Origin of the sequence: uncultured Sphingomonas sp. (assembly GCF_913777625.1) — a bacterium.
Classification (GTDB): domain Bacteria; phylum Pseudomonadota; class Alphaproteobacteria; order Sphingomonadales; family Sphingomonadaceae; genus Sphingomonas.
Window position 1 is genome coordinate 36442 of record NZ_CAJYTI010000021.1, and the last position, 9248, is coordinate 45689.

Consider the following 9248-nt stretch of genomic DNA (forward strand, 5'->3'; position numbering starts at 1 on the left):
AAGAGACGAGCACAAAAGGCCTTACTAAAATACTAATGCTGGAAGATGTCACTTCGATTGGAAAAATAGAAAATATACCCGGCACCCCCATCAAGGCGAGCCAAGAAATTTTCACCAAAGAATAAGCAAATACGCTTCTACCGTATCACGGCCGGGGTATAGTTCTCGACCACTTCCGCCAGCGCCCGGCCGTCGCCGTCCAGCACCAGCGCGCGGTGGCGCAGGACATAGGGCGCGACACCCGCCAGCACCTGCTCCAGCGGCTTGCGATGGGGCTTGAGCGGCCGGATCACCGCGCCGAACGGGGTATCCCCCTGCTCCAGCGCGGCGTTCATCTCGGGGGTGAGACGCGAGGGCACATACCAGTTCTCGGCGACCGACAGGGCCTCGCCCGCGCAGCTGAGCACGACGCTGCGGTACACAACTCGCTCACCCGGCCCAACGCCCAGCCGTATCCGCTGCTCCGGCGTCGGGTCCTTGTGCGCCGAGCGGTCCACCTCGGCCCGGATCGGTCCACCGCAGCGGCGTTCCAGCACGGCGGTGGCGGTAGGGCTGGCGAGAAGCTCGCGGCTGAGGGCCGCCGCATCGTCCGTCGCTACCGCTACCGCCACTACCAGCATCACTTTCCTCGAATTGCCGCCTGCGCTGCCGCCAGCCGCGCGATCGGCACGCGATAGGGCGAAGCCGAGACATAATCGAGCCCCGTCTTCTCGCAGAACGCGATCGACGCCGGATCGCCGCCATGCTCGCCGCAGATGCCGAGCTTGATGTCGGGCCGGGTCGCACGGCCGCGCTCGGCGGCGAGCGCGATCAGCTGGCCGACGCCCTCCACGTCGAGGCTGACGAACGGATCCTTGGCGTAGATGCCCTTTTCCACATAGGTGGTCAGGAACCGCGAGGCGTCGTCGCGGCTCACACCCAGCGTGGTCTGAGTCAGGTCGTTGGTGCCGAACGAGAAGAAGGCGCCGACCTCGGCGATCTCGCCCGCCATCAGCGCGGCGCGGGGCAGCTCGATCATCGTGCCGACGAGATAGTCGAGCGTGCGGCCCTTCTCGGCGAACACCGCCTGCGCCGCCTTGTCGACCACCGCCTTCATCAGTTCCAGCTCGCGCCTGGTGGCGACCAGCGGGATCATCACTTCGGGCACCGGTGCCGCGCCGGACTTTTCCGCCACCGCGATCGCTGCCTCGAAGATCGCGCGCGCCTGGATCTCGTAGATCTCGGGATAGGTCACGCCGAGACGGCAGCCGCGATGGCCGAGCATCGGGTTGAACTCGTGCAGCTCCGCCGCGCGGCGCTTGAGCGTGTCGATATCCACGCCCGCCGCCGTCGCGACTTCGGCGAATTCCGCCTCTTCATGCGGGAGGAATTCGTGGAGCGGCGGATCGAGCAGGCGGATCGTCACCGGCAGGCCCGCCATCACCTCGAAGATTTCGAGGAAGTCGCTGCGCTGTTCGGGGAGCAGCTTCTCCAGCGCGGCGCGACGGCCGGCCTCGTCCTCGGCGAGGATCATCTGGCGTACGGCAGTGATCCGCGACTGCTCGAAGAACATGTGCTCGGTGCGGCACAGGCCGACACCCTCGGCACCGAACTCGCGCGCGGTGCGGCAGTCGAGCGGCGTCTCGGCATTGGCACGGACCTTGAGGCGGCGGACTTCGTCGGCCCAGGTCATCAGCGTTCCGAAATCGCCCGACAGCTCGGGCTGCACGGTCGGCACCTGGCCGGCCATCACCTCGCCGGTGGCGCCGTCGATCGTCACCATGTCGCCCTCGCGGACCACGCGGTCGCCGACGCGCATCACCTTCTCGCGCGCGTTGATCGACAGGCTGCCGGCGCCGGAGACGCAGGGACGGCCCATGCCGCGCGCGACGACCGCCGCATGGCTGGTCATGCCGCCGCGCGCCGTCAGGATGCCGCGCGCCGCGTGCATGCCGTGGATGTCCTCGGGGCTGGTCTCGACGCGGATCAGGATCACCGAATCGCCGGCATTGGCGCGCTTCTCGGCGGTGTCGCTGTCGAACACCGCATAGCCCGAGGCGGCGCCCGGGCTGGCGGGCAGACCCTTGGTCAGCACGTCGCGCGGCGCCTTGGGGTCGAGCGTCGGGTGGAGCAGCTGGTCGAGCGCCTGCGGATCGACGCGCAGGATCGCCTCTTGCCGCGTGATCAGCCCCTCGTTCGCCATGTCGACCGCGATCTTGAGCGCCGCCTTGGCGGTGCGCTTGCCGCTGCGGGTCTGCAGCATCCACAGCTTGGCGCGTTCGACGGTGAACTCGATGTCCTGCATGTCGCGATAGTGCGTTTCGAGCCGGTCGAACACCGCCGCCAGCTCGCCGTAAACCTCGGGCATCGCCTCTTCCATCGAGGCGGGCTTGGCCCCCGCCGCCTCGCGGGCGCGCTTCGTCAGGTACTGCGGCGTGCGGATGCCGGCGACGACGTCCTCGCCCTGCGCGTTGATCAGGAACTCGCCATAATAAGCGCGCTCGCCGGTCGAGGGATCGCGGGTGAAGGCGACGCCGGTGGCCGAGGTGTCGCCCATGTTGCCGAACACCATCGCCTGCACGTTCACCGCCGTGCCCCAGTCGGCGGGAATGTCGTTCAGGCGGCGATAGACCTTGGCGCGCTCCGACTGCCACGAGCCGAACACCGCCCCGATCGCGCCCCAGAGCTGGTCGTGCACGTCCTGCGGGAACGGCTTGTTCCACAGCTCCTCGACGATCGCCTTGTATTCGGCGACCAGCGCCTGGAGATCGGTGGCGCTCAACTCGGTATCGAGCGTGAAGCCGCGATCCTCCTTGGCGATCTCCAGCGCTTCCTCGAACCGGCCATGGTCGAGGCCCAGCACCACATCGGCATACATCTGGATGAAGCGGCGATAGCTGTCCCAGGCGAAGCGATCGTCGCCGCTGGTGGCGGCCAGGCCCTGCACCGTCTGGTCGTTCAGCCCGAGGTTGAGGACCGTGTCCATCATCCCGGGCATCGAGACGCGCGCGCCCGAGCGGACCGAGACGAGCAGCGGATCGGCCGCGTCGCCGAACTGCTTGCCGGTGATCGCGGCGATATGCGCGATGCCGTTCGCCACTTCGGCCTTCACGCTCTCCGGGAAGCTCTCGCCTTCCTCATAATAACGCGTGCACATCGCGGTGGAGATGGTGAAGCCCGGCGGCACCGGCAGCCCGATCGAGGCCATCTCGGCGAGGTTCGCGCCCTTGCCGCCGAGGAGATTCTTGTCGCCCGCACCACCGTCCGAAACACCACCGCCGAAGCGGTACACATATTGCGTCATTCTGATCCCCTTCCGATCGAAAGCGCCCCTTCAAGACTGAAGGGGCGCTACCGCAGCTGCGAAGATGGAGGAACCGCTGATTGCGTTGTCGGTGCCGGTTTATTTCAGGACAATGGCAGTTTCAGGCCAATTTTCGCGATATTAATCTTACAATTAGGCGGTTCAACCTTCGATCTTGGCGAAGTCCGCCACCTTGTGCACTGCATCACGCATCCGCGCGAGCAGGCCGAGGCGCGCGGCGCGCTTGACCGGATCGGCGTCGTTGACCGTCACCTGATCGAAGAAGGCGTCGATCGGCGCGCGCAGGATCGCGAGCGCGGCCATCGCATCCTCGAACTGCTCGGCTTCGATCGCGGCGGTCGCCTTGGGCTCGGCCGCGTCGAGGGCTGCGGCGAGCGCGGCCTCGGCGGGTTCGGGCGCGGGGTTCACGGCCCCGGCTTCCCATTCCTCCTTCTTGAGGATGTTTGCCGCGCGTTTGTAGCCGGCGAGCAGGTTGGCGCCGTCCTCGGTACCGACGAACGCCTGCAGCGCAAGTGCACGAGCTGTTACACGATCCAAGCGTCCGTCGTCGCGCGCATTCCAACGCCTAGATGCCTCAACGATATCGTGGCGTACACCTCGCTCACGCAGCTGGACGGTCAGCCTGTCTAGGAAGAAGTCCAAGACGGTCGTCAGCAGTTTACGCCGCGCGACGTCTTCATTTGAGAGTTCCGCGCCAGCATCTTCTTGACCTAACCAGTGCGTGATCGGAGCGTCAGTTACTAAGGCAAGGCCGTTGTCAAGGATCAGGCGAATAGATGCCAATGCTGCTCGGCGGAGCGCGAAGGGATCCTTCGAGCCGGTCGGTAGCTCGTTGATATCGAAAAACGCGAAGAGCGTATCCAGCTTGTCGGCCAGCGCCACTGCCACCGTCACCGGATCGGTAGGTACGTCGTCGCCCTGCCCGACCGGCTTGTAGTGATCGCGGATCGCCGCGGCGACCGCCGGGTCTTCGCCCTGCGCGGCGGCGTAATAGCCGCCCATCAGGCCCTGCAGCTCGGGGAACTCGCCGACCATGCCGGTGACGAGGTCCGCCTTGGCGAGGCGCGCGGCGCGTTCGGCGAGGTCTGCAAGATCCTCCCCGGCACGGGGAGGGGGACCGCCAGCCGCAGGCTGGTGGTGGAGGGGGGGCTCAGCAGAGGACGCCGCCTGTGGCAGCCCCCTTCCACCATCGGCTGACGCCGATGGTCCCCCTCCCCGTTCCGGGGAGGATTGAATTACTCCGCTCTCCACCAGCCAGCGTGCGAGCTTCGCCACGCGCTCGACCTTGTCGGCCACCGTTCCCAGCTTCTCGTGGAAGACGATCTTCTCGAGCTTCCCCGCCTGCGCCGCGAGCGGCACCTTGAGGTCGGTCTCGTAGAAAAACCGCGCATCGCTCAGCCGTGCCGCCAGCACCTTCTGGTTGCCCGCGACGATCTTCTCGCCGCCATCGGCCGCGTCGATATTGGCCACGCAGACGAACGCATTGGCGAGCTTCCCCGCAGCGTCGCGGCACACGAAATATTTCTGGTTCACCCGCGCGGTGAGCTGGATCACCTCGGGCGGCACCGCCAGGAAGGCTTCGTCGAAGCGGCCGAGCAGCGGCATCGGCCATTCGGTCAGCCCGGCATTCTCGTAGAGCAGGCCCTCGTCCTCCACGAGCGTAAGCCCGGCCTTCTGCGCCGCCATCTTCGCGCCCAGCGCGATGATGTTGCGCCGCTCGGCACCGTCGACGATGACATGGCAGGCGCGCAGCTTCTCGACATAGTCGTCGGCCGAACCGATGGTGATCGTGCCCGGATGGTGGAAGCGATGCCCCACCGTCGCCGCGCCGCTGGTCACGCCGGCGATCTCGCACGGCACCACCTCGCTGCCGAACAGCGCGACGATGCCCTGCAGCGGACGCACCCAGCGCAAGGACTCGGTGGAGAGCGAATCCGCCCCCCAGCGCATCGACTTGGGCCAGGGAAAGGCGCGGATCACCGCGGGGATCGCGGCGGCCAGCACCTCGGCGGTCGCGCGGCCGGGCTTGTCGACCACCGCGAACAGCACGCCGTCGCGCTCGACCAGCTGGTCGGCGGTGAGGCCGGTCTTGCGCAGAAAGCCTTCCAGCGCCTGAGGCGGCGCGCCGACGCGGGGGCCCTTGGTCTCTTCGGAAACGGCGGCGGTCTGCTCGGGCAGGCCCTTCAGGATCAGCGCCAGCCGGCGCGGCGTGGCGTAGGACACCACCTCGGCGGCCTTGAGCCCGGCCTTGTCCAGCTCGGCGGCGAACAGGCGCGCGAGATCCTCCCGCGCCTTTTCCTGCATGCGCGCCGGGATTTCCTCGGAGCGGAGTTCGAGAAGAAAGTCAGTCATGGGCAATTCCAAGTGCACCTGCGTAGCCAAGTGCCCAGTGTTGGAGAGCGAGTCGCTTGGGGCTCTGGGCTCCTGCTTCCGCAGGAGCACGAAGGAGGAAGCGCCGGTTACGCATCATGCCGACCAGCCCGGATAGGCGGCTTCCCATTCGGGGCTCTTCTTCTCGATCCACGCCGAACAAGCCCCCTTCGCCAGATCGCGCACCCGGCCGATATAGGCCTGGCGCTCCGCCACCGAGATCACGCCGCGCGCATTGAGCAGGTTGAAGATGTGGCTCGCCTCGATCGCCTGCTCATAGGCCGGGATCGGCAGCTTGGCCTCCAGCGAGCGCTCGCACTCCGCCGCGGCCTTGCGGAACAGGTCGAACAGCGCGTCGGTATCGGCAATCTCGAAGTTCCACGTCGACATCTCGCGCTCGTTCTCCAGGAACACGTCGCCGTAGGTCACGCCCGCGTCGTTGAAGGCGAGGTCGTACACGCTGTCCTTGTTCTGGATGTACATGGCGAGGCGTTCGAGCCCGTAGGTCAGCTCGCCGGCCACCGGTTTGCAGTCGAACCCGCCCATCTGCTGGAAATAGGTGAACTGGGTGACTTCCATCCCGTCGCACCACACTTCCCAGCCAAGCCCCCAGGCGCCGAGCGTCGGCGATTCCCAATCGTCCTCGACGAAGCGGATGTCGTGCTTGGTGAAATCGATGCCGATCGCCGCCAGCGAGCCCAGGTACAGCTCCTGCAGGTCGGGCGGGCTCGGCTTCAGGATCACCTGATACTGGTAGTAATGCTGGAGCCGGTTGGGGTTCTCGCCATAGCGGCCGTCGGTCGGGCGGCGGCACGGCTGGACAAAGGCGGCGTTCCAGCTGTCCGGCCCCAGCGCGCGCAGCGTGGTCGCGGGGTGAAAGGTGCCCGCCCCCATCTCCATGTCATAGGGTTGCAGGATCACGCATCCCCGCTCGCTCCAATAGTCATGGAGGGTGAGGATCATGCGCTGGAAGGAAAGTGGTCCTTCCGGGGGGCCGTTTCGGGTCTGCATAATGGGGCAGGCTTTGGCGGATGGCCCTTGTGCGGTCAAGGACGGCCGCCATCCTCATCCCCCGTCATTGCGAGCGCAGCGAAGCAATCCAGAGCGTGGTCGCCAGTGGCTCTGAATTGCTTCGCTACGCTCGCAATGACCGAGCAAAGTCAGTCAACCATGATATTTTGTCAGGTCTTATTGACAATGTCGCGACTCACTGTCACTTTGTCATGGTCACCTGACATTACGTCATGCACGGGTGACAAAGGGAGGTTGGCCATGCAAGAGGAGGTGGACATGAAAAATCGCCTCAAGGTGCTGCGCGCCGAACGCAACTGGAGCCAGGCGGAACTCGCCGGGCGACTGGATGTGTCGCGCCAGGCCGTCAACGCCATCGAAACGGGGAAATACGACCCCTCGCTGCCGCTCGCCTTCCGCATCGGACGGCTGTTCGAGATGCCCATCGAGGAGATTTTCGATGATGAACATGACGGCGAGTAAGCCCGCCGGATGGGGCGAGGCGCGGGTGGCCGAAAAGAGGGCGCGGACGAACCGACGGCGGGTGGCGCTCGCGGTCGTGACGATAGCGGTTGTGCTGGGCTTTCCTTTTATCAATGGCTTTCTCGACGGCGTACGCGGCGGCGCGCGCCACCCGGCCCCGGAATGGGTCCTCGATGCGATGCTGATCCCGCTCCTGCTGCTGGCCGTGCTGGTATCCTGGCGCAACTGGCGCGATGCCGACGAGGTTCAGCGGCTGCTGGCGGTGCAGACATGGGCGGTGATCGGATTCAGCGGCTTTCTGCTGCAAGCCATCGTGACGATCGCGGCCAAGTACGTCACGCTGTCCAATCCGGGCTATGTCGCGTGGCTGATGTCTGCCGCGTTCGGCCTGGGCTTCTACTTCATCCGGCGGGTGCGGTCGTGAGCGGCCGTCTGACCCACCTCGCCATAGGGGCTGGCATCGCGCTATCGCTGCTCGGCTGGGGCGCCGGACAGATGGGGGTGATCGCGCTGGATGCGCTTCGCCCCGCGATCCGGGCCACCGCCCCGGCCGCCCATAGCGCGCCGACACGCCCGTTCTCCATCCAGCTTTCCGTCGAGGTGCGACCATGACCGCTTCGCCCATTGCCAAAGGCCCCAGCGAAAGGGCCAATCACCGCCTGGTCGTCCTGTCGGGCGCCGTCGGCGGCATCATGGGCCTTTCCATGGCCGTCGTGGCGATCCTCTCCACCCCGGCCGGGACGAAGCCCAGTGCGTTTCAGATGTGGACGTCGCCGCTGCCGCTCTGGTTCGCGATCCTCATGGCCGTGATGTGGGGCATCGTGATACCGATCATCTCGTGGCGCTGGCACCGCGTCGTCGATGAGCATGAAAGCCGCGCCTATCGCGATGGTGCCTTGGCGGCCTTCTACGTCGTGGCGTTGGGGGCGCCCGTCTGGTGGTTCCTGTGGCGCGGCGGCGTGCTGCCTCCCGTTCAGGTGGAATGGGTATATGGCGCGATGATGGCGACCTGCGGCATCGTGTGGATGTGGCGCAAATATGTCTGATTCCGCCCCCTTCCCCTTCCCTTTCCGAAAGTCCGATCCCATGAAGACGATCATGAAAGCCGCCCTCACCTCGCTCGCCCTGATGCTGGCCCTGCCCGCCTGTGCGCAGAGCAAGCCCGCGCCGATTTCCAACGATGCCGATCCCGCTTTGTGGGTGGTCAAGGATGCCGACACCACCATCTATCTGTTCGGCACCATCCATGTGCTGAAGCCCGGCCTCTCCTGGTTCGACGAGGCGGTGAAGACCGCCTTCGACAAGTCCGACCAGCTGATGCTGGAAATGGTGCAGCCCGATCCGGCGACGATGCAGCAGATCGTGATGAAGAACGGCTTCGTCACCACCGGCCCGACCCTGACCGAGCAGCTGCCCGCCGACAAGCGTGGTGCCTATTTGAAGGCGGTGACCGATCTGGGGGCCGATCCGCGCAACTTCGACCGGATGAAGCCTTGGCTGGTGGGCGTCACCCTGTCGCTCGCGCCGATCCAGAAGCTGGGTTACGATCCGAAGAACGGGCCGGAGACGGTGCTGGCCGACGCGGCCAAGGCGGCGAACAAGCCGGTCGCGGGGCTGGAAACCGCCGAGCAGCAGATCGGCTTCTTCAACGGCCTGTCGCAAAAGGCGCAGATCGAATTCCTGACCTCGACCATCGACGACCTGCCCAAGGCGGGCGAGGAAATGGCCGAGATGGTCGACGAATGGGCCAAGGGCGATCCCGACGCGTTGGCCAAGACGATGAACGAAAGCCTGAAGGACTCGCCCGAAGTCGCCAAGACCCTGCTGACCGACCGCAATGCCCGCTGGGCGACGTGGATCAAGCAGCGCATGGCCAAGCCCGGCACCGTCTTCATCGCGGTCGGCGCGGGCCATCTGGCGGGCAATGACAGCGTCCAGGCCCAGCTGGCCAAGCAGGGGATCGAGGCGCAGCGTATCGCCTATTGATCCACCCCCGCGCCGCCGTGCCTCTGGCTTGGCGGCGCGGACTGCCTATGCTTCCTCCGCCATCAGATCGTCGTCGGAGGGCTAGTAACCCAAT

9 protein-coding genes are annotated in these 9248 nt (G+C 66.1%); 5 read left to right on the forward strand and 4 right to left on the reverse strand.

All coding sequences use genetic code 11. The annotated features are described in order from the left end of the window. Positions 1-137: 137 nt before the first annotated feature. From QZ814_RS12490 to QZ814_RS12505, 4 genes are all read right to left on the reverse strand, one after another. A complete protein-coding gene (locus QZ814_RS12490) occupies positions 138-620 on the reverse strand; it encodes a hypothetical protein (RefSeq protein WP_294332696.1) in 483 nt (160 codons plus the stop codon). Continuing rightward, positions 620-3283, reverse strand: coding sequence for a pyruvate, phosphate dikinase (gene ppdK / locus QZ814_RS12495; RefSeq protein WP_294332697.1), 2664 nt, complete (start codon positions 3281-3283; stop codon positions 620-622). The genes QZ814_RS12490 and ppdK overlap by 1 nt, the downstream gene beginning before the upstream one ends. Before the next feature lie 162 nt (positions 3284-3445). After that, positions 3446-5656: a glycine--tRNA ligase subunit beta gene (glyS, locus tag QZ814_RS12500; protein WP_294332701.1), complete on the reverse strand. Its 2211-nt coding sequence runs from the start codon at positions 5654-5656 to the stop codon at positions 3446-3448. A 114-nt stretch (positions 5657-5770) separates the two neighbouring features. Next, the gene (locus QZ814_RS12505) at positions 5771-6637 is read right to left on the reverse strand and encodes a glycine--tRNA ligase subunit alpha (RefSeq protein ID WP_294332703.1); all 867 of its coding nucleotides are present in this window, start codon (positions 6635-6637) and stop codon (positions 5771-5773) included. A gap of 327 nt (positions 6638-6964) precedes the next feature. Here QZ814_RS12505 and QZ814_RS12510 point away from each other — a divergent pair, with 327 nt between their 5' ends. Genes QZ814_RS12510 through QZ814_RS12530 form a run of 5 tightly spaced genes read left to right on the forward strand, consistent with a single transcriptional unit; the run spans position 6965 to position 9154 of the window. After that, entirely contained in the window at positions 6965-7168 is a 204-nt protein-coding gene (locus QZ814_RS12510; protein ID WP_056434642.1) for a helix-turn-helix transcriptional regulator, read from the forward strand. Next, positions 7146-7592 (forward strand): hypothetical protein, encoded by a 447-nt coding sequence (locus QZ814_RS12515; RefSeq protein ID WP_294332706.1) that lies wholly within the window; start codon positions 7146-7148, stop codon positions 7590-7592. The genes QZ814_RS12510 and QZ814_RS12515 overlap by 23 nt, the downstream gene beginning before the upstream one ends. Further along, positions 7589-7780 carry a hypothetical protein gene (locus QZ814_RS12520; RefSeq protein ID WP_294332708.1) on the forward strand — a complete coding sequence of 64 codons (192 nt, stop codon included), beginning with the start codon at positions 7589-7591 and terminating at the stop codon, positions 7778-7780. Before QZ814_RS12515 ends, QZ814_RS12520 begins: the two co-directional genes overlap by 4 nt. After that, entirely contained in the window at positions 7777-8214 is a 438-nt protein-coding gene (locus tag QZ814_RS12525) for a hypothetical protein (RefSeq protein ID WP_294332709.1), read from the forward strand. The genes QZ814_RS12520 and QZ814_RS12525 overlap by 4 nt, the downstream gene beginning before the upstream one ends. A gap of 52 nt (positions 8215-8266) precedes the next feature. After that, positions 8267-9154, forward strand: a complete 888-nt coding sequence (locus QZ814_RS12530; RefSeq protein WP_294332711.1) for a TraB/GumN family protein — start codon at positions 8267-8269, stop codon at positions 9152-9154. Positions 9155-9248 lie beyond the last annotated feature (94 nt).